The sequence below is a fragment of the Planctomicrobium mucosum genome, from assembly GCF_051466335.1.
Taxonomy (GTDB): domain Bacteria; phylum Planctomycetota; class Planctomycetia; order Planctomycetales; family Planctomycetaceae; genus Planctomicrobium.
This window is the reverse complement of the sequence record NZ_CP195793.1, coordinates 59,387-77,109: the sequence shown is the minus strand read 5'-3', so window position 1 is coordinate 77,109 and position 17,723 is coordinate 59,387. Positions and strand designations below refer to the sequence as shown.

Sequence of the window (17,723 nt, the reverse complement as noted above, 5' to 3'; positions counted from 1 at the left end):
CCATGAAATCTGCCGCCAGAGCGTTTGCGGATCAGCGTCGTGAAGAGATCTTCGGGAACCGGCCACAGTCGTTGCTGCAGCCTGCTGCCCCTCCTCCCAGTCCCTGGCAATCAATCCGCACTGGTGAAATGCCGCCGCTGATGTTCCAGCTGCAGTTCCGCACCGGCGAAACGATCAGCTACGCCTACAGCGACCTCCGCGAAATCCGCGTCCGCGACGCCGGTCAGGTGCAGTTGGGCATTCAGGGGTTATCGAAACTGCTGATCACAATCGAAGGGCGTCATCTTCGCGATCTGGGAGAACTGATCGGCAGCGGCCTCCTCCGCTGGCTGCAGGAAACCGACGAACGAAACGTCGACATCCCCGAAGAAAGCCCCTGCATTACGGCCATCACAATCGAAAAACTCACCGGCAGGTAATCGTCCCAAATTTGGGACGGCTGGCTCGACAAGCCCCTGCCTCATAAAAGTATTGCCCAGAGATACCAAGAAATGGTATTGTTGGGTGTTACAGTCCTGTGAGGAGCATCATGTCCAAAAACACCAGCGTCACCTTGGGCGATCATTTTGAGAGTTTCATTGATCGGCAGATCGCCTCGGGGCGGTTTAGTAATGCCAGCGAATTGATCCGCTCAGGATTGCGTCTGCTCGAAGAGCAGGAGCAAAAGCGGGAGGCACTCATTCAGGCCTTGATGGCAGGAGAACGCAGCGGCGACGCCGGTGAAGTGGACTTCGCCAAGATCCGCCAGGCAGCCCGTCAGCAGGCAGGGATCTCCGCGACCGATGCGTAAACTCGTTCAGGACCGGGCAGCCGAACGCGACCTGATCGGGATCGCCACGTATACCTACAAGACTTGGGGTTCCCGGCAGACAGACCGCTATCTGGATCTACTGGAAGAAGGAATCCGAAAGCTCTCGCAGCATCCTGAAGCGGGACAACAGCGAGCGGACCTGCTCCCCCACTATTGGTCAGTGCGGATTGAGCATCACATCGCGTTCTATACGTTTAACGACATCGAGGTGCGAATTCGGCGAGTGCTCCACGAGATGATGGATCTCGACCGTCATCTGTAATCCGTTTCGCTTCGAAAAACGCCGACAGGCGTGCCGTCCCAAATTTGGGACAGAGTGATCTGGGGCAGAAATCCCCCTCCTCCCACAATCCGCAAATGGACCTGAGCTGGCCTGCCGGTAGCGCAGGTCTGATCGTCCCAAATTTGGGACGGCCCATTTCAGCGGGGGCAGTGGGAAAAGAAATGTCCGATCGTGAAATGTGATACAGCAACACAGAAATGCGATCCACCGGGTTTCTGTGTTGTCGTATCATCGGGATATGGTGCCTGTGGCTGTTGTTCAACCAGAAGATTGTGGCAAGAGGTTTTTCATGGACGGAATCATCCACTATCTGAATTGTGATCTGGACCTTGCTTCACCGGATGACCTGTCGCCGATTGCTGCAGCACTGGAGGCTGGTGGTGTGCATTCTTTGCACGTCACCCAAAGGGATGATTCCAGTTGGATCGCGACATTCGAAACAGATGAACAGCATACTGAGCCGGATTCGAACATCGCGGCGATACTCACTGTAATCGAGTCTCTGGATGCCCCCTCCTCGCAATCTGGAACCGCTGCACCAAACGGGATTTCAATATCGGTTACGATTGCGGGTTGGAACCTTGGGAATTCAATCAGGCGATCTCGCCTGAGACACTTGAACGCATGGGCAAAGCAGGAGGTACGCTGCGGATTACGATTTATCCTGAAAGAAGTGTCTCAGCGTCGCCGACGTAACAACACTTCGCTGACGGGATATCGTGTGTGAGCCCCCTCCTCCCGCATTTCGCCGGACCTGATGGAACGCTGCCACCCGCTCCAGAAAAGACAAGCGAAATTCGTTGTTCGGCCCCCACTCCGTGAACACGATCCGTCGTAAGATCGGAAATCCGGCATTACGATGATGCGGAGTTACAGCAACACGCCCCAGGATGCTTCTACAAAGCTGAAACAGTTTCACCTGATACGAGGCGAATTGGCTAAACATGGCTAACGGGATACGGAATGACTGCGGCCAGCGTTGAAGTACCAGGCAGGGATGTTGCCATGACTCTTCTGCATTGCTGACAAGTCGGACGCGATCCGCCTGGCGAGCATTTGGTGCGACAATCCGGAACTGCGGACTGCCGTGAACACGACGATACGATTTCACGGAGACGCAGAGGAAAAGAGGGGCTTCAAGAAATCCTGCTATCTGGACGGTGAATTGTTGTACGATGAGATCTGGAGAGGACAGTCATCATGGACAACAAAACCGCACGAATGGAAATCAGACTGACGTCGCAGAACTACTCGGTCATTGAGCATGCCGCAGCTTTACGGGGACAAAGCGTTCCCGAGTTCGTGGTGATGGCATCGCTGAAAGAAGCTCAACGAACGATCATGGAGAACGAGGTCATTACGCTGACCACGGATGATCAGCAGCAATTCGTGAATGCAATGCTCAATCCGAAATCTCCCACGCCCGGACTGAAGCGGGCTATCAAAGCACATCGCCGATTGCTTGAGCCGACTTGATGGAGGCGTGTTGAATGGAACGTGAACACGATGTTACAGCTATGTGGGAATACGATTCTGCGGCTTATTGGCCTTGAATGACGGCTTCCGGCGTGAGAACTGTGATCCCGGAATAGCGGGTAAAATCCCCCGCATTGAACGTCAACAAGTGCGTGAGGCCGTGCTGTTTCATCGCGGCCACCAGCCGGGTGTCATATGATTTGACACCTTTGACTCCGTAATGCCGCACCAGGCTTCGCCAGTGGTCCAGGATTCCTTGCTCGTCGGGAATGAGGGGGAAGAACTCCAGCATTTCCTGGAGCGCTTGGTCCGCCTCAATGACTGACATTCCTAGACCATTCGCGGGAAGAGTGCGGGTCGCGACGGCCCAGAACTCGTAGACAACCTGCGGAACAATGATCAGCGAATGCTGCTGTCCCAGCAGACGGACCGCCTGAAACGCTTCGGCAGAGCGAGGAGACTGCGTCTCTACGAGCCGCAATAGGAGATTGGCGTCAATAAGAATTGTCATCAGCGGACCGGGTAGATGCTCTCACGGCTGTCGTCGAAGTGCGGATTACGGCTGACCTGCCTTTTGACAAAGGCATCGAGTTTCTTCACCCATTGGTCATGGGGAAGTGTCGGGATGTTCGTTTTGTCCTCGTCGAGATCCAGCCGATCGAGAATAAACTCCTCGACGGTTTTGAACCCGGCGGCAGCGGCTTTGGCCTGAATGGATGCTTCCACATCCTTCGGAAATTCAAGTTGCATGGCGATTTCTCCTGTTCGTTCATCATACCACAGTCCATCGGCGGACGTCAAAATCTGATTTCCTGAGGGTTTCTGCAGTATCGTCAATACGATGTCACGACAATCCGGGAACACGATCCTGCGGCGGTACGGATTGCCGTAACACATCATTCCAATCGTCACCTGGTTGCAGCGGGAGATCTTCGATGATGTCGCAGCCGGTCTGGGCCAGTGCGTCGCGGATCTGCTCGGCGAGGGTCTTTCCTCCGTCGTCGTGGTCGAGTGCCAGTACGACACGGGAACCAGCGGGCATGTTCAGGACTGCCGATCGCAGACATTCCGCCTGGAGCGGGCTGATCTGACCAGCGGTGCTGAACAGTCGCTTCCCGTCGATCCCTCTGAGCGTCGCATAGCTCAGTAAATCGATGAACGTCTCACAGATCACCATTTCCCGGTCATCCGAACGAGGTCGGGAACACGCGAGCCCCTTAATTCCCCCCGGAGAAAACCCCGTCCAACCGATGTTCTTCGTCTCAAACCCACACAGTCCCGCCTGATTGTAATGCGGAAAAAGGGCATTTCCCCGGGCATCGATCCGGATGCGGTCTTCAAAGATCGGATGCTTCAGGACCGCTCGCGGAATGTGACGGACTGTTTCGAGATAGGGATGCGTTTGTCCGATCGGCTTGGCCTGCAGCCAGCGTCCCAGCACCAAAGCAGCATCATGTTCGGAGGGTTGCAGGTCAATCGGCAATGTCTGGGATGTCGGAGGAGGGGAGGCGGTTCCATTCAGCCACGGCCGAAGCAGTTTGCGAACTTCCCCCAGAGAACACCGTTCCCGGGACTGCACGAAATCGATGATCGTGCCGTTGTCGTTTCCTTTGGCATTGAAGTACATGAACTGACCGTTGCGGTTCTTGGCCACGATCAGCTTGTCCCCATTGGAATGTTTCAGGACAGCAGACGATCGGGAACTTTGCCGACGATCCAGCACAAACCCGCGCGAGGCGGCATACTGGCACAGATCCAGCTTCTTGAATTCTTCCAGTTCCTGTTCCCGGGACATCATCCCGACAACGTAGCGCGATTTGCTGCCGTTCACCAAGCAGAACCGGGGCGATGGGAAAGGAAGTTTGTGGATCACCGGGAGCAGGGGGCCGCCGCCTGCCCATCATTCCTTTTCCTACTGCCCGTATGCTTTCTGTGCTTCTGCCGACACGACGTTACGGAACCACAGCAACACGATCGCCAGGCGACTGGTGTTAAATCAGTGTTTAGAATCTGTGTTACGTTTTCAGAACGGCTCTGAACGTAGCAGCTTTCCTGATGATTTTTCGGGAGTCGGTGTGTAAACCTTCGATACCGGGTGTGCAAAGCATCGAAAGAGTGTGTGTAAACCCACGAAGTCCTGCCCCTGTGTGTGATCCATCGAAATTCACTCATGGTGTTTGAAACTTCGAATTTCCGTGTCGGGTGTGTGATGCATCGAAACTGCTTGACCCGGCCTGCGGAATCTGGCTCACTGGTCGGGCCATGTCAACGCTTGCTGAATTTCGCTCTCCACTGCTGCCAGAACGTCACCCGACGTTGGACCTGTTCGTCGTTGATGTGTTCGACGCAACGCCCAAGGGGGACGTGGCGTCCATGGAACACCCGATCTTCAGCCTCTCCACCAAGCCGGATCACCGTGTCCGCCGGTACGAGCACAGCGGAAAATTCATCGAGATCAAACCATCCTCGGACGGGCTGGCGACAGTGCATGACCGCGACGTCCTGATCTACTGCATCTCGCACCTGATGTCTGCGATCAATGACGGAAAGCCGTACTCTCAGGTGATCCGGTTCAAAGCCCACGATCTGCTGAAAGCCACCAACCGGGAGACAACCGGGCAGGCGTATGCCGCTTTGAAAGCCGCGATGGAACGCCTTTCGGGAACCCGCATCAGCACAAACATCGTGACCGGCGGAAAGGAGGAATTCGAGACGTTCGGGATCATCGAACGGGCGAAAATCGTCAGGGAAACCCGGGACGGTCGAATGCAAGAAGTTGAAGTCAAGCTTTCAGATTGGGTGTTCAGCGCCATTAAGTCCAAGGAAGTGCTCACGCTTCACAGAGATTACTTTCGCTTGCGAAAGCCGATTGAACGCCGGATGTACGAACTGGCTCGTAAACATTGCGGCCATCAGTCCGAATGGCGAATCTCGCTCGATCTGCTTCGCAAGAAGTGCGGTTCAGGTTCCACGCTCAAGGAGTTCCGCAGGCTGGTGGGGAAGGTGATCCACGACGACCAGCTCACCAGCCATATGCCTGACTACCGCGTCCGGTTTGCTGAAGAGAACGGAGTGAGACGAGACATCGTCATCTTCGAAAACCGGGGAACTATTCCTTCACTGACTGCCCCTGAATCCGAAGTCATCATCCCGCCGCTCAACCCCGACACCTACCATGCAGCCCGTCTGGACGCTCCCGGCTGGGATATTTACGAGCTGGAACGGGAGTGGCGGAGCTGGCTGAGCATGTCCGGAGCCGAACCACCCCGCAACGCCGACGCCGCATTCCTCGGGTTCTGCCGCAAATGGGCCGCACGACGACAAACTGGCAAATAGAAGGTCATGTCTCAGGACATCTGGTGTTATCTCCGGTCGTGGTCCCGATCATGATCCTGTTCAAACCGTTCGTTCAATTCTTTCATCATTCGTTCCCGGAAATCATCGATCTGTTTGGCGGCATCGGCCGTCTTTTCATTCTGTGGCAGCAGATCTGCGGGGTTGGTTCTGGGGATCTGCTGCTCCTGCGGTGGGGCTGACTGTTCGATTTCGCGTGGGCGACGTGGTTCTCTGGGTTGCCGAGGCTGACGTTCCTTGCGTTCGCGGCGGATGCGGGTCGGTTTCTGGTCGTGGCTGGCGACCGGTTCCTGCTTAGCTTTCTCCTGAACAGGTTGCTTCACAGCTTCAGGTTCGCGTTGCGGATGCTGTTCTGTAGCGATGACCTTCGGTTTCTGCGGTGCTGGGGGTTTCTGCGGAGATTTCGCCCGGTTGTCGTTGGCCTGTTGCTGTTCCTCTTCCTCCCGCAGCAGCATCTTCCGGGCCCAGTCGAGTTTCCGCTGGCGTTCCCGGTTCTGGTGGGACTTGATCACATCGTTCCGACGCTTGGTGAGCACCTGCTGCTGTTCTTTCAGACGCTCCTGGCTTTTTCGCTGTCGCTGTTTCATGGCTTCCGCTTTGAGCAGGTAGGATTTGCGTTCTTCGCGAAGCTTGACCGCCCGCTCCTGCTGGAGGGACTGGGCCTTGGCCTGTTCTTCCTTCCGCTGTCGGGCGCGGAGCTTCTCCTGCTCGACCTGCTGCTGTTTCCGTAACTTCTCTTTCCGGACGGATTCATTCGTCAGCAACTGGAACGCATCCACCAGTCTAAGCTGGTCTGGTTCCCGTTTTCGGCGGAGCACCTGCTTCCAGTCAATCAGCTGCATCGCATTGGCGAGCGAACCTTTCAGCGTCTGTTCGTTTTGCTGGAACGCCAAGCGGGCCGCTTCCTGTTTGTTGAGAAGTTCCTTCCAGGGCTGCTGGTAGGTTTTGCGGATGTCGCATTGACTCTGGCGGGTCTGCTGGTCGGCTTGATGTATGATGCGACGTTTCCGTTCCGCGTGGCATTGCCGCAGCCTTTCCTGATGGCGTTTGTGGCGGTCCGTCTGGGATTCCTTTGACTGAGCAAGGTCCGCCAACTGCTTTTTATGGTCGCGAGCGAACTTCTGTGTGTCAGGGCAGTGTTTGGCGACCTTTTCCAGTTCGTAGAGATTCCGGGGTTGTTTCTTCACCGGAACCGGCTTCTCGCCCGCTTCCCGGTCGCGCCAGTTCTTTTCCCGTTGCTGAACGAGCGCCTCTCCGTGGATCTCGCGTTCGCGCTGCAGGGCGAACTTGCTGAGCTTCTCCCGCTCCTTCCAGTTTTTCTTCAGACGACCGTCGTCACCGATCAGGTTCACAATAATATGGCAATGGGGGTGGGGAGTGTCGGTATGCCCGATGATGAGCGCCTGCCGGTCACTGGCCCCGATCGCTTGCAAAGCTCCGTGAGCAGCATGGAGCATCCCTTGATGGTTGAGCTGTTCTGCCTCCGCTTCCTCTTTCTTCCAGCTGATGACGACATGGCCGACCGGTTTGCCATCCTTTGTTCCGCCCCGACCAATCCCCGCCTTCTCCTTGAGTTCGTCCTGCAGGTAATGCCGGGCCGACATAATCCGCCATGCCAGCTGGGGATCATCGGTGCCGAGGTTCTGCGTCTCGATGAACGCCACCCGGCTGTCCCCCTTCCGGTCGACATCATGCAGGCAGTATTGTGCCAGCCCCTTGAACGACCGGCCCCGGGTAATCTCAACGAACATCGTCGTCATCTCCGTACGCCACACGCTGTAGCGCGATCTCCAGCAGTCCGTGCAGCTCTTCCCAGTCATGCTGACGGGTGGAACCAGCATGAACATCACGTACTGCCTGGTTGAGGTTGTTGCCGATGGCGTTCAGCTCCAGCAGGAGCCGGGGATTGCCGGTGGAACAGCGTTCGATTGTGGTGAGACGCTGTTCGAGCACGACTCGACGGACATACTCGGAAGGACGCAAACCAACAGCATGAGCCTCGGTATCGAGCCGTTCTTTCTCGGAAAGCGTCAGGTACAGTCGCAGTTCGATGTTTCGCAATTCATCAAGAGGCTTCCGAGGCCGGCCATGCCGTTGGAAGCGGGCAGGGGATTGACTTTCGGGGGAGTTCATCAGGGCTCCTCGACAGAATGGCATCGCAGTGTGAAGAATGGTCATTCGATGGGGGTGTCGGGGGAGCTACGAAGTGCTCTCCTGACCAGATGCCGCTGAACCAAACCGCAAGGTTGGTCAGCGGTTTTTCCCGGCGGGAAAAAACATCTGGCTACTCCCAGCCTCTGAAGTAAACGCTCATCCCCGGTTGCCGTCAACGCCCTGTTTTTTCCGCCTCACCTCTTCCATATGTCTCCCGAAGACAGCCTTTGCCAGACTGTGACAATTGAAGCTGATTATCTTTTTCCGATGACATACAATTTGACTCAATCTCATCCGGCATCAGCTATCCATCACTCATATCCGTAATTGAAACTGATCTTCTCTCGCGGGTACAATCGGACACTCGAAACCGGACTTTTGAGATGACACTTCCAAGAAAGCATTCCCATCAGATCATTGTTGATGGCATCACTTATCGTTGGTGCCTGGGAAAGCGACGCTACCAGAACGGCCTCGGCATGGGCGATCGCGTCATCGTTGAATTGGCAGAGAATCACGGCGCCCCCCTGGTTGTGACGATCAGCTGGCTTTGGTGCCATGACCAATTGACTCCTCGCTATGTCGCTGCCTGGATTAAAGAGGCTAGGTTGGCGGGGTGGATGCCATCAGAGTCTGGCCCACCATTCGGTTTAATTGGAAGCACGCCTGCCGGGGATGAGAAGGATGATAACTTCGCGCAGCGATGAAGAATTCTGTATCATCGTACTTCTGCAAATCGATTGATAGAGTTTCTCACGACGGCTATTCCGGTTCGAACCCGTAGATGTAGAGTTCGATCAGCAAGCGGCGGGCGGTCTGTTCGTCAATCGGCTCACCCAGACGCAGAGCCTCCTTCATAGCCAACGCGACTGCTTTCGCAGATGGTTCATAGCTGCGAAACTTTTTCCGAACTGGAAAGGGCACAATGTTGCAGGTGCGATCAGCCATGCATGGAAGCCTGTGTCATGCTTTCACCATAAATACGATTTCAGCGGGATGGCAAGAAAAATGAAGAGCAGACATATGGAGGCATGCACTCATGACGGGTGAGATTACCATTGAAATAGACGACGAACTTATTGACCGGTTGCAGGAAATGGCCCGGAAACGGGGGCAGACGTTGGATGAACTTGTCCATGAAATCCTTCACCACACGGTGACTCCGCTTCATTCAAATGAGGAAGCATCTGCTGCGGTACCCGGGAAACCGTGATCTCTTTGTCAGTATTCGCTCGGCAGCATCAGAGTAAAGCTGTTTCCGTTGTGTTGAGCCCAAATGTCGATCTCTTCCAGCGGGAAGTCGGTGAACGGGATCTGTTGTTCGATGAACGGCTGTTCGCCGCTGTCCGCCACCGCTTTGAGCGTGGCGGTCTGATCTGGCCGGACAGCCAGCTTCCAGAAGTGCATCAGCCCGATGCGATCATCCTGAGCAGCCGCTTTGTTGAACTCCTTGCTCCCGATGTGGGAGGCGATGGCGTCCACCAGCCAGTACGCTTTCCCTTCTTCCATCAGAAACTGGATGCCTTCGGTATAGATCACTGCCCGGTTGAAGCTATGGCGGAACCACTGCGTCGAACCGGTGAACTGCCTGAGTTGTGACTTATCCATGGGCCGGATCGCTTTCTGCCTCGCGGAATGGTGACGTCATCCACTCATGAGACGGCCCTCGCGGGCACCGGCAGGAGCAGCATGCTCCATCAGTACGGAGCGTGTTCATCGAAGCCATCATGATCAGCGGCGGCTTTGTCAGCCGCTTTGAGTTCCTGTAGCTGGCCGTACGCCTGCTGGGCCAGGAACGCCACCCGTAGCAGGTCTTCGGCGTTCACCTTGTTGGTTTCCTGAAACCCCGCTTCCGTGCGGAACGTGCGGATCAGGTCCGCGACGTACCACGGTCCTTTCTCCCCTTCATTCCTCCAGAGGACACACTTCAGGTTGCCGTGCCGGAGCGTGGCCGCCGGTTTGTTGTGGGATTCAGTAGCGCGGGTCTGGCTGGGAGCACTCTCCCTCCGCTGTGGCTGTGAGTTCGAGTTTGAATTTGATTGTGACTTGGCCATGACGGACCTCCCTTTCAGTTTGAGTCCGACACTGCCACGGCTTTCCCGCCCGGTCAATCACAGATTGGAGACCGGGATGCCGGAGTGAGTAGAAATGGAGGTTTCTTCATCGCGTCATTCGTGGAAGGCTGCATGAATGACGATCCACATTTCCGCATCTGCTCCGATGACCAGTCCTCCATTTCGTGCGATACAGAGATCTGCTTCTGCAGAAATGAACAGATGAAGTTCTACGGAGGAGGGGACGAAGGATCGGTTGTGAAAACCTGCCTCCCTCGGTCAATCCGACCTATACATCCGTTTCCGCAGGTGGGCCAGCAGTTCTTCCGCTTCGTGGATTTCTTCCTGCAGAAACGCCCGGCGGTCACGGCTTTCCAGCAGATTGGCGTAGGCCAGCATCCGGGCGGTCATGTCCGTCAGGCTATCGTAGGTCTCGAAGTTGATCTGTTCGGTGTATTCGTTTGCGAAGTCGGTCAGTTCTCTGGCGAGAGACAGCAGCGTCCCGGAAATCTCGGACAGCTTTCGGCCGGAGCGGGGAGGGAGGTTGGTCGTGTTGGTCATATCAGGTTCCTTTCCTGGTTGAAGTTGAGTGAAGGTTCGGGCCGGAACCATCACGATGTATCCCGTAGGGCAGCTTCCAGAGCGAGTACATCTGCTTCGAGCACTTCAAAAGTCGTGAACGGTTCACCCCAGAGTTCGCCACCTGTGCGGGGGTAGATCCGGAAGGAAAGTCCTACCGGGGTGCGTTCAATAGCGACGTCGAACCGTCGGTCGACCTCGACGAAGATATGGTCAGGAATGTCTTTGTTGATTTCGATGTTGAAGCTGGTCATGGTGTTTCCTTTCATTGTCAGTTCGTTGATCAATCGGGTAATCAGTCGTCCTCCCGGACGACCGTTTTCAGATATTCACCGCTGCCGGAAGTCACGTCGTATTCGACCGCCAGGGCCTTGCTGATGGCGGCTCGTTGCAGAAAGCCGCCGCGTTCTACGAACCGGTCCAGAGCGGCCATGATCAGCAGCGTGTCGAAGCGGGTTTCCTGAAACAGGTCCCAGAACGGCATCCGGGCCACGATCTCGCCGGTTTTCTTCGAGATGATGTCAAAGACGCGGTCGCAGCCGTCGGCGTCCAGCCGGTAATAGAAATGGGTCGATTGTGCTGACTCATCGCAGTCAGAATTGGTGCAGACAAAGTTCATGGTTCAGTCCCTTTCAGGGTTGGTGGTTTCAAAGATCAGGCAGGTATCGTGCAGCCCGGGGATGAAGCTGCTCTGGTACTGCTTGCGGGATGATGTGTTTCCGTGCTGAAAGCGGATGATCTCCGTGCAGGCCATGTGCAGCCCTTCACGGATGGCTCGTTCCACGAGCAGGTGCGAGAGCGGCATGTAGCGGCCCTGGTCGGAATAGTTCCCGATCAGGATGGCGATCTTGCCGGACGGGGTGAGTACCCGTTTCGACAAGTGCAGGATCAACTGCATCCGGTTCAGGAACGCTTCCAGCGTCGGCAATGCGGACAGGCAACGGGGATCGCGGTTGTACCGGATCATTCGCCAGTAGGGAGGATGGGCCCAGATGAAGTCCACCGGTTCCAGACCGGCATAGGCATCCGGATCGGCAGCATCCTGACCGAGACGGAGATCCATCTCGGAGTAGGGGAGTCCGAGTTCCCGGCAGACGTCGCCACAGGTGCCGGAACCCCGCATCAGATCGAGAACGGATCGGGAGTCGAAGTACCTGATCAGGTCCTTGATCAGATACCCGCTGCAGTTCCCGCGATACCGGGCATCGCCATACGGCCCGCGACCAACTCGGGAATACAGGCTGGTCAGGTGCGGCACCGGACTGGTATTCAGGGGAGCATCCGGCAACCGGGCATAGATGGAAGGGAACCGGCTTTCCGGACGATCGGTTTGTTTTTCAGTGATGTCATTCATGGTTGATCTCCTTTCCTAATCAGATGTGGGCATCAACAAGCACCAAATGGTGATCGCTATACTGCTGAAGCAACCGACGCAGTTCCTCGTGCCAGATCGCTTCGTCTTTCTCGTTGGTCGCCATGGCCCACCAGCCCATTTTGCCCCGTTCATGCCATTGGCCGTCGGGGGTAATCAGGACAAACGGGAACTTTTCGTTCGTCAGCACATGAGGAACCGGAGCCGAGTTATCGGCGACGCGGTTTCCGGTGGACTTGCGGTCGTGCAGCCAGCCGTCCCAGCGGCCACCGACGACATACCAGTCCCAGCGGGCTTTTGGGTTCCGGGTGGAAACCGGACGTCCCTGATCATCGAAACTGTCGTGAAACTGGAGATATTCCTCGTAGTAATCGAAAGCGGTCATCTCCCGCAGCTCGTTCAGGCGAGCCTGGCAGCGTTCGACATTGATCCATGGTCTGGGTTCGGCAATCAGCTGCTCCAGATCACGGATGCAGATCTTCAGGTCGACATCGGCCTGATTCAGGTCATAGCAGATGTAGTTCTCGACGTTGCTGCCTTCGTCGTAGGGAGCCATCAGTTGGGCGATGTGCGTTTCAGCATCAGGCAGTTCCTGTGGTGGTATCAGAATACCGACGGTAAAGTGTGTCATGTTGAAATCCTTTCTGTGCGATCGTGGAGGCCGGGACTGCCGTTGACCGGAGCCAACGGCAGTGCGACCGGGGCAGCGTCAGGCAGTGGCCTGCTCGGGAGCAGGTTGCTGTGCGGCAGCCCGACGATCGGCGGCATCCTTGCCAATCAGTTCACCGACCTTGTCGTAGGCTTTCTGGGCCAGCCGGGCGACGATGAGCAGATCGCTGTCGGAGAAGCTGCGGGTCTCGCGATAACCGTCATCGGTCTTGTAGGTGCGACTGATGTCGATGGAGTAGTAGTTCCCTTTGGTGGAACTGTTCTTCCAGATGGTCGCTTTGATTCCGCCACGTTCACGAAGCGTTGCAACGGGTTTATTGGAGATAGCGGTTGCCATGTTAAGTTGTCCTTTCGTTTGAGTGTTTGACCTGTCTCGCCCCGCCACGACAGGCAAACACTCAAACACAGAAAGGACATCCAGCAACCGCGCGGTTAGATGCAAACCGCCAGAAGCTCAAACGTGGACGGCAAAGAGTAGGAAAGCGGAGAACAACCGCCAAAAGGGGTGAAACTCTTCGCGAGTAAAGGATCTCATGCGAATGGACTGCTTTCGCTACCTCGCCGCATCAAACATTCAGCGATATTATTGCCCGGCTGGCGAAACCGACTAAGGATCGCATCGGCATCAATCGCCATATTGCCATGCGAAATGCAATCAAGCTGAAACCAGCGGTCATCAGGCGATTTCACAGATGCAGATTCAGCCACAATCCCGACTTTCCTGACGAACCTGACAGTTCGCCGGCCTGTCCTGTTGGAAAGTACACTTTGGGTGAGCCACTATGGGACCGACAGCACTCTTCGACAAATCCTTTCTACAGTCCCTTAGTGTGGACGAGTCCGTGCTTTTCGACCATTTTTTCCGGCCGAATGTCTGCCCAATTTTCTACCTTGAGACATTAGCTGACCTAGCCAAAGAGCCGACGAAGAAGAAAACACCAGAAGAGCTTGTACGTCAAATCGCAGACAAATTCCCCGATTGGTCAGGCTTGCCAAATCTTCATCACGCCACGATCTGTCGGATGAATCTCTTGGGAAAGGATGTCTTTCTGAATGGGAAGGTCGTTATGGCCGGTGGCGGGAAGGAAAGAGTTTCTGGTCATGTAATGGTTGCTTTCCCTGAAACATTGGAGGCGAAGTCGTTTCTTCGTTGGTCACAAGGACACTTCGGCGAAGATGAGCAGCGAGCAGCTGTTGATTGGCGGAATGCTGAAGTGGCCTATCAAACCGAAGGTGTGATTGACGTCTTAAAACGTGTAAATGCATTCGAAGAATGTACGTGCAGCACGCTCACCGATGTGATAGATGCTGTCGATTCCGTGCTGATGAAATTACGGCCGGACCAGCAGGTGCATTTGGCGATTCAATTATTCCAGCTGGAGAGAGACAAAAGTACAATCCTGACCCGTTTCGCACAAGAAAAGAATCCGCCATTGTCCACGTTTGCTCCATATGTTGCATTCGCATTACGAATCGAGCTTTTTTATCATATTGGAGTAAATGCATCGAGAATCAGCAAGGTACACCGGTTAGATGTAACATACTTAATGTACCTGCCATTTTGCCAGGTTTTTGTGTCAACAGACTGGGTACACAGAGATTGCGCACCACTGTTCATTAGTGACGGCCAAAGCGTCGTTTGGGGGCCAGAATTGAAGGCGGCGCTCAAGATTTTGAACGACCGATATTCAGCACTTCCGGAATCGAAACTTTGCCAGTCGCTATTCACAATAGCACCGTGCCCTCCACTTGATGTGGAGAATCTGGTAACGGAGTTATGGAAGAAACACGGTGGGGGGTGTCTTCCTCCACAAGGGACTAGGGAGGAGTTGAAGGAGCTGGTTGCTTTTTGGCAAAATCAGATTCCCACGCTTGACGAGATCGCTGAATCAGGAGGCAATCTCTCATTGACTGCGCTTCCACCAGATGCAGTGGTACTGAAACGGACTTCTCGGAAACGAAGAGGAAGTTGGTGGCGAGTCCCCGAGGAGTTGCGGAACCCTGAACCAGAGTCCAATGAGCAGGTATTGGACTTCCGAAATGGTGCATCATCCGAAAATGTCGTCGATCAGAACGTTGAAGTCTACATCCTCCACAACGCAACTGAGATCGAATCAATGCCCGGATGTCGCACATTCGTTCAGGATAAAAAACTCCACGTTGACTGTGCCCCGCCGCTGCAACGCCGGTATACGGCACTGGTTCCAAACGGTGCAATGTTCGCCCGTTCCACTCAAGACGATGCTCTTGGGCTTTTCGTTCCTCCGTCATCAGAACTAGCTAGTTTAATAAGGAAACTATTCGAGCATGAGAAGATTTAAAGCAGCAGTGTATCAACTGGTCGATTACAGGTCATAACCTTATATTTGTGGTTGGAAATCTGACATCGGTGTTCACAACGGCGGTCTTTACTATTATTGCATCCCCGGCCGGTTCTTCGCGGCATTCTCCTCCGAAACCGCCCGGAGAACATTACCCAGCATGACGTGGGGAGACAGAACGACATGGGCGGAAAGGGTGGGGCTTTTCCAGCCGGGTTCCGTCAGAATGAAGTCGTCCGTGAACGGCTCCGACAACATCATACCGGCAATATCCCGGGTCTGCACATTGACGTTCTTTAAACATATTGCCTCCGAACGGTCTCAATTCGATTCCCGACCACGACCGACGGCAGACCTTCGGTTCGACGGTGGTTCCACTCGGACGCCCAGTTTCAAGTTGAACACAAAGTCGGACCGTTTCTTGTTGATCGCTTTCAGTGGGGTCTGCATTTCTTCCCGCAGGCGTGTCAGTTCTGTTGCCTGTTCCGTTGTGTAATGGCTGGCGAGGCTGGTCTGATTGATGGCTGTCATGAACCGGTCGTAGTCGGAGAAGATCTCCTGACAGAACGGTGTTGCCTGCTTGCCGGTGAAGAAGTGCGTCAGGATCGGGGCAGCGAGCATGTTCGGTTTCGATGTGGAGGCATCGGCCGCCCAGCGTTCGATCCTGTTCGCGAATTTCTTCACATCCTGCGACATTTCTGCTTTCTGGAATGTTCGCATGTGATCTTCGAGTTTCTGGTAGTAAGCGATCATCTGTCCGGGACTGACGGTCTGCTGGCGACTGGAACTCATCTCGACGAGCAGATTTCCTCCTTCGACCACCAGTGAGGCAAATTTTGTCAGCCCGACTTCCGCTTCCACCAGCAGTTCTGGAGAAAGCTGCTCTATTGTTGCAGGTCCCGCATTGAGGATGTTGTGTGGCAGTTTCATCGCAGCCACTTCGTGAGGCTGGACCTTCAAGTCGACGTCGAACACGAAATCGGGACGGTACCGGTTCATCGCGACGATATACTGTCTGGCCTTATCGCGATTGATGGCCATTTCTTCCTTCCGTTCGGAAGAATGTTCCTGCGATACGCCAGACTGGGCGATGTAGGTCATCATCCGGTCGTATTCCGCAAAGGCATCGAGATAGGAACCTCCGGAATCCCCCGCGAAGAACCCAGCCATGATGGGACCGTAAGGGACTTCACCGTCGGCCGGTTCCCATCTCGCTGCCCAGTCTTCCATTTCACGACCGAACAGCCGGACATCCTTCGACAAGGTTTCGGAATCGAACCGCTGCATGTATTCACGCAGGCTGCCGTAGTAGAGCGTCAGCGAACTCCGGGAGGGGGCAGACTGGAGGAGTCTGGTACGGTCGATCCGGTCTTCAAGGACCTGATGGGCCCCTTCAGTGACGAGCAGAGCAAAGCCGATCAGATCGTATTCCAGATTCCGCAGCACATCAGGCGACAGATCCTGAATGGACTGGGGACCGTCCCAGTTTTCCAGATCCTGACGGGGCCGGTCGCGGCCTCCCACCCCTGCCATCATGAATCCGTTGATCCCCTTCAAGATCTGCCGGGCCGCATCCGGGGACTGGACGGTGAGCAACGCCAGCATGGTCCCATCTGCTTCACCACTGGCTCCTGCTTCTTCGAACTCCAGTCCCGGCTCTGAAGATCTCTGTACCATGGCATTCACTTCGTCCATCACGGTTCCACCTCGGCGACGAACCTCAGCCATGGCCACAAATCCACCCAGCAGCCCGTTCATCTGGGTATTGACAATGTCCGTCTGCAGTCGGGAACTCCGCACGAAATACTGAGTGATCCGCGAATTCAGGACCGGGTCCTGGATCTCCCGCAGGGTCACCCGATGCTCAGGTGGGAGCACCATCACAATTTCCTGGCTGTTGAACGCGGTGACGAACCTTTTCAGGTAAGTGAACGTCCGCTGTTCCTGTGACCGGAGCAGGGCGTAGTCACCGTTGTGAAGCGATTTCACCATTCTGGGTTCCCGGAACCGGCTGAAATCAAGTTCCACGCTCGGTACTGATGCGGGAGACTTCGTTTCGGCGACGACTTCCTGACTGGCAGCTGGAACAATTTGGGCTTCGGGCTGAGGTTCGTGCTGTGGTGACTCATCATTTTCAGGAACAGCTGCGACCGGTACTACGGCAACCGGCTGATCAACAACGGCAGGTGCGACTGGAATGAGAACGCCAATCAGGTCGGGGTTCATCCAGTAAACCCATGCTCCCAGTGGGAGCCAGACGAGAACGGCTGCCAGAACCACCGTCGCCAGCAGCCGGAAATCAAAGATCCGGCCCAGCCCGCGCCGCCGGGGAACCAAATCAGGCCGGACCGCATCGTCTGTTGATGTTTGGTGAGGAGTAGTCGATTCTGAACCGGCCGTCTGTGGCGTTGCAGCGAGGGTGGGCGGGTTGATCAACCCCTTGATCTGCCGGGCAGGTACGAACCGGGTGGTGGATTCCGGGCGAACAAGGGAATCCGCAGTGATGATGCCGGAAGCAACGAGGGTTTTCAGGACATTGGCAGGCACTGGCCCTTGGGGAGAACCATCCTGCATGAAATACCACCGGGTTGCCATGATGCCCTCCTTTATGGCCTCGTAGTCATTGGGAATGTGGATCGTGAATGCTGGA

General features: G+C 55.4%; 24 protein-coding genes. 9 read left to right on the top strand and 15 right to left on the bottom strand.

Annotated elements, in window-relative coordinates; translation table 11 throughout:
• Window positions 1–2: 2 nt before the first annotated feature.
• The 5 genes from SH668x_RS00330 (at window position 3) to SH668x_RS00310 (ending at window position 2,570) form a co-directional block, all read left to right on the top strand.
• Window positions 3–419 (top strand): hypothetical protein, encoded by a 417-nt coding sequence (locus SH668x_RS00330; RefSeq protein WP_437186716.1) that lies wholly within the window; start codon window positions 3–5, stop codon window positions 417–419.
• Window positions 420–526: 107 nt separating this feature from the next.
• Window positions 527–790 carry a type II toxin-antitoxin system ParD family antitoxin gene (locus tag SH668x_RS00325; RefSeq protein ID WP_437188589.1) on the top strand — a complete coding sequence of 88 codons (264 nt, stop codon included), beginning with the start codon at window positions 527–529 and terminating at the stop codon, window positions 788–790.
• Window positions 783–1,073 carry a type II toxin-antitoxin system RelE/ParE family toxin gene (locus SH668x_RS00320; protein ID WP_437186715.1) on the top strand — a complete coding sequence of 97 codons (291 nt, stop codon included), beginning with the start codon at window positions 783–785 and terminating at the stop codon, window positions 1,071–1,073. Before SH668x_RS00325 ends, SH668x_RS00320 begins: the two co-directional genes overlap by 8 nt.
• A 310-nt stretch (window positions 1,074–1,383) precedes the next feature.
• Window positions 1,384–1,821: a hypothetical protein gene (locus tag SH668x_RS00315; protein WP_437186714.1), complete on the top strand. Its 438-nt coding sequence runs from the start codon at window positions 1,384–1,386 to the stop codon at window positions 1,819–1,821.
• Between the two features lie 473 nt (window positions 1,822–2,294).
• Window positions 2,295–2,570 carry a DUF1778 domain-containing protein gene (locus SH668x_RS00310; RefSeq protein ID WP_437186713.1) on the top strand — a complete coding sequence of 92 codons (276 nt, stop codon included), beginning with the start codon at window positions 2,295–2,297 and terminating at the stop codon, window positions 2,568–2,570.
• Between the two features lie 64 nt (window positions 2,571–2,634).
• Here the strand turns inward: SH668x_RS00310 and SH668x_RS00305 are convergent, their stop codons facing one another.
• The 3 genes from SH668x_RS00305 to SH668x_RS00295 form a co-directional block, all read right to left on the bottom strand.
• The gene (locus SH668x_RS00305) at window positions 2,635–3,081 is read right to left on the bottom strand and encodes a type II toxin-antitoxin system VapC family toxin (RefSeq protein ID WP_437186712.1); all 447 of its coding nucleotides are present in this window, start codon (window positions 3,079–3,081) and stop codon (window positions 2,635–2,637) included.
• Window positions 3,081–3,320 (bottom strand): hypothetical protein, encoded by a 240-nt coding sequence (locus SH668x_RS00300; RefSeq protein WP_437186711.1) that lies wholly within the window; start codon window positions 3,318–3,320, stop codon window positions 3,081–3,083. Before SH668x_RS00300 ends, SH668x_RS00305 begins: the two co-directional genes overlap by 1 nt.
• Before the next feature lie 94 nt (window positions 3,321–3,414).
• Complete coding sequence (locus SH668x_RS00295; protein ID WP_437186710.1) at window positions 3,415–4,401, bottom strand: DUF3991 domain-containing protein; 987 nt, start codon at window positions 4,399–4,401, stop codon at window positions 3,415–3,417.
• A gap of 431 nt (window positions 4,402–4,832) precedes the next feature.
• Between SH668x_RS00295 and SH668x_RS00290 the strand changes: the two genes are divergently transcribed.
• Window positions 4,833–5,906 carry a replication initiator protein A gene (locus SH668x_RS00290; RefSeq protein ID WP_437186709.1) on the top strand — a complete coding sequence of 358 codons (1,074 nt, stop codon included), beginning with the start codon at window positions 4,833–4,835 and terminating at the stop codon, window positions 5,904–5,906.
• 26 nt (window positions 5,907–5,932) lie between these two features.
• Here SH668x_RS00290 and SH668x_RS00285 read toward each other — a convergent pair whose 3' ends face one another.
• Both SH668x_RS00285 and SH668x_RS00280 read right to left on the bottom strand, forming a co-directional pair.
• A complete protein-coding gene (locus SH668x_RS00285) occupies window positions 5,933–7,675 on the bottom strand; it encodes a relaxase/mobilization nuclease domain-containing protein (protein ID WP_437186708.1) in 1,743 nt (580 codons plus the stop codon).
• Complete coding sequence (locus SH668x_RS00280) at window positions 7,665–8,057, bottom strand: plasmid mobilization protein (protein ID WP_437186707.1); 393 nt, start codon at window positions 8,055–8,057, stop codon at window positions 7,665–7,667. Before SH668x_RS00280 ends, SH668x_RS00285 begins: the two co-directional genes overlap by 11 nt.
• Window positions 8,058–8,461: 404 nt before the next feature.
• On the opposite strand from SH668x_RS00280, the gene SH668x_RS00275 reads away from it, so the two are divergent.
• The gene (locus SH668x_RS00275; protein WP_437186706.1) at window positions 8,462–8,785 is read left to right on the top strand and encodes a hypothetical protein; all 324 of its coding nucleotides are present in this window, start codon (window positions 8,462–8,464) and stop codon (window positions 8,783–8,785) included.
• A 55-nt stretch (window positions 8,786–8,840) separates the two neighbouring features.
• Here the strand turns inward: SH668x_RS00275 and SH668x_RS00270 are convergent, their stop codons facing one another.
• Window positions 8,841–9,026, bottom strand: coding sequence for a hypothetical protein (locus SH668x_RS00270; RefSeq protein WP_437186705.1), 186 nt, complete (start codon window positions 9,024–9,026; stop codon window positions 8,841–8,843).
• Window positions 9,027–9,117: 91 nt separating this feature from the next.
• On the opposite strand from SH668x_RS00270, the gene SH668x_RS00265 reads away from it, so the two are divergent.
• Window positions 9,118–9,291, top strand: a complete 174-nt coding sequence (locus SH668x_RS00265) for a ribbon-helix-helix domain-containing protein (RefSeq protein ID WP_437186704.1) — start codon at window positions 9,118–9,120, stop codon at window positions 9,289–9,291.
• Window positions 9,292–9,299: 8 nt separating this feature from the next.
• On the opposite strand, the gene SH668x_RS00260 is transcribed toward SH668x_RS00265, so the two are convergent.
• The 8 genes from SH668x_RS00260 to SH668x_RS00225 form a co-directional block, all read right to left on the bottom strand.
• Entirely contained in the window at window positions 9,300–9,686 is a 387-nt protein-coding gene (locus SH668x_RS00260) for a DUF6876 family protein (protein WP_437186703.1), read from the bottom strand.
• Between the two features lie 89 nt (window positions 9,687–9,775).
• Window positions 9,776–10,132 carry a hypothetical protein gene (locus SH668x_RS00255; protein WP_437186702.1) on the bottom strand — a complete coding sequence of 119 codons (357 nt, stop codon included), beginning with the start codon at window positions 10,130–10,132 and terminating at the stop codon, window positions 9,776–9,778.
• A gap of 279 nt (window positions 10,133–10,411) precedes the next feature.
• Window positions 10,412–10,693: a hypothetical protein gene (locus SH668x_RS00250; protein WP_437186701.1), complete on the bottom strand. Its 282-nt coding sequence runs from the start codon at window positions 10,691–10,693 to the stop codon at window positions 10,412–10,414.
• A gap of 50 nt (window positions 10,694–10,743) precedes the next feature.
• Entirely contained in the window at window positions 10,744–10,965 is a 222-nt protein-coding gene (locus SH668x_RS00245) for a hypothetical protein (RefSeq protein ID WP_437186700.1), read from the bottom strand.
• 41 nt (window positions 10,966–11,006) lie between these two features.
• A complete protein-coding gene (locus tag SH668x_RS00240) occupies window positions 11,007–11,330 on the bottom strand; it encodes a hypothetical protein (protein WP_437186699.1) in 324 nt (107 codons plus the stop codon).
• Between the two features lie 3 nt (window positions 11,331–11,333).
• Window positions 11,334–12,065 (bottom strand): hypothetical protein, encoded by a 732-nt coding sequence (locus SH668x_RS00235; protein WP_437186698.1) that lies wholly within the window; start codon window positions 12,063–12,065, stop codon window positions 11,334–11,336.
• A 19-nt stretch (window positions 12,066–12,084) separates the two neighbouring features.
• Window positions 12,085–12,714: a hypothetical protein gene (locus tag SH668x_RS00230; RefSeq protein ID WP_437186697.1), complete on the bottom strand. Its 630-nt coding sequence runs from the start codon at window positions 12,712–12,714 to the stop codon at window positions 12,085–12,087.
• 78 nt (window positions 12,715–12,792) lie between these two features.
• Window positions 12,793–13,089: a hypothetical protein gene (locus SH668x_RS00225; RefSeq protein ID WP_437186696.1), complete on the bottom strand. Its 297-nt coding sequence runs from the start codon at window positions 13,087–13,089 to the stop codon at window positions 12,793–12,795.
• 685 nt (window positions 13,090–13,774) lie between these two features.
• On the opposite strand from SH668x_RS00225, the gene SH668x_RS00220 reads away from it, so the two are divergent.
• Window positions 13,775–15,073 carry a hypothetical protein gene (locus tag SH668x_RS00220; protein WP_437186695.1) on the top strand — a complete coding sequence of 433 codons (1,299 nt, stop codon included), beginning with the start codon at window positions 13,775–13,777 and terminating at the stop codon, window positions 15,071–15,073.
• A gap of 321 nt (window positions 15,074–15,394) precedes the next feature.
• Here SH668x_RS00220 and SH668x_RS00215 read toward each other — a convergent pair whose 3' ends face one another.
• A complete protein-coding gene (locus SH668x_RS00215; RefSeq protein WP_437186694.1) occupies window positions 15,395–17,668 on the bottom strand; it encodes a DUF4339 domain-containing protein in 2,274 nt (757 codons plus the stop codon).
• Window positions 17,669–17,723 lie beyond the last annotated feature (55 nt).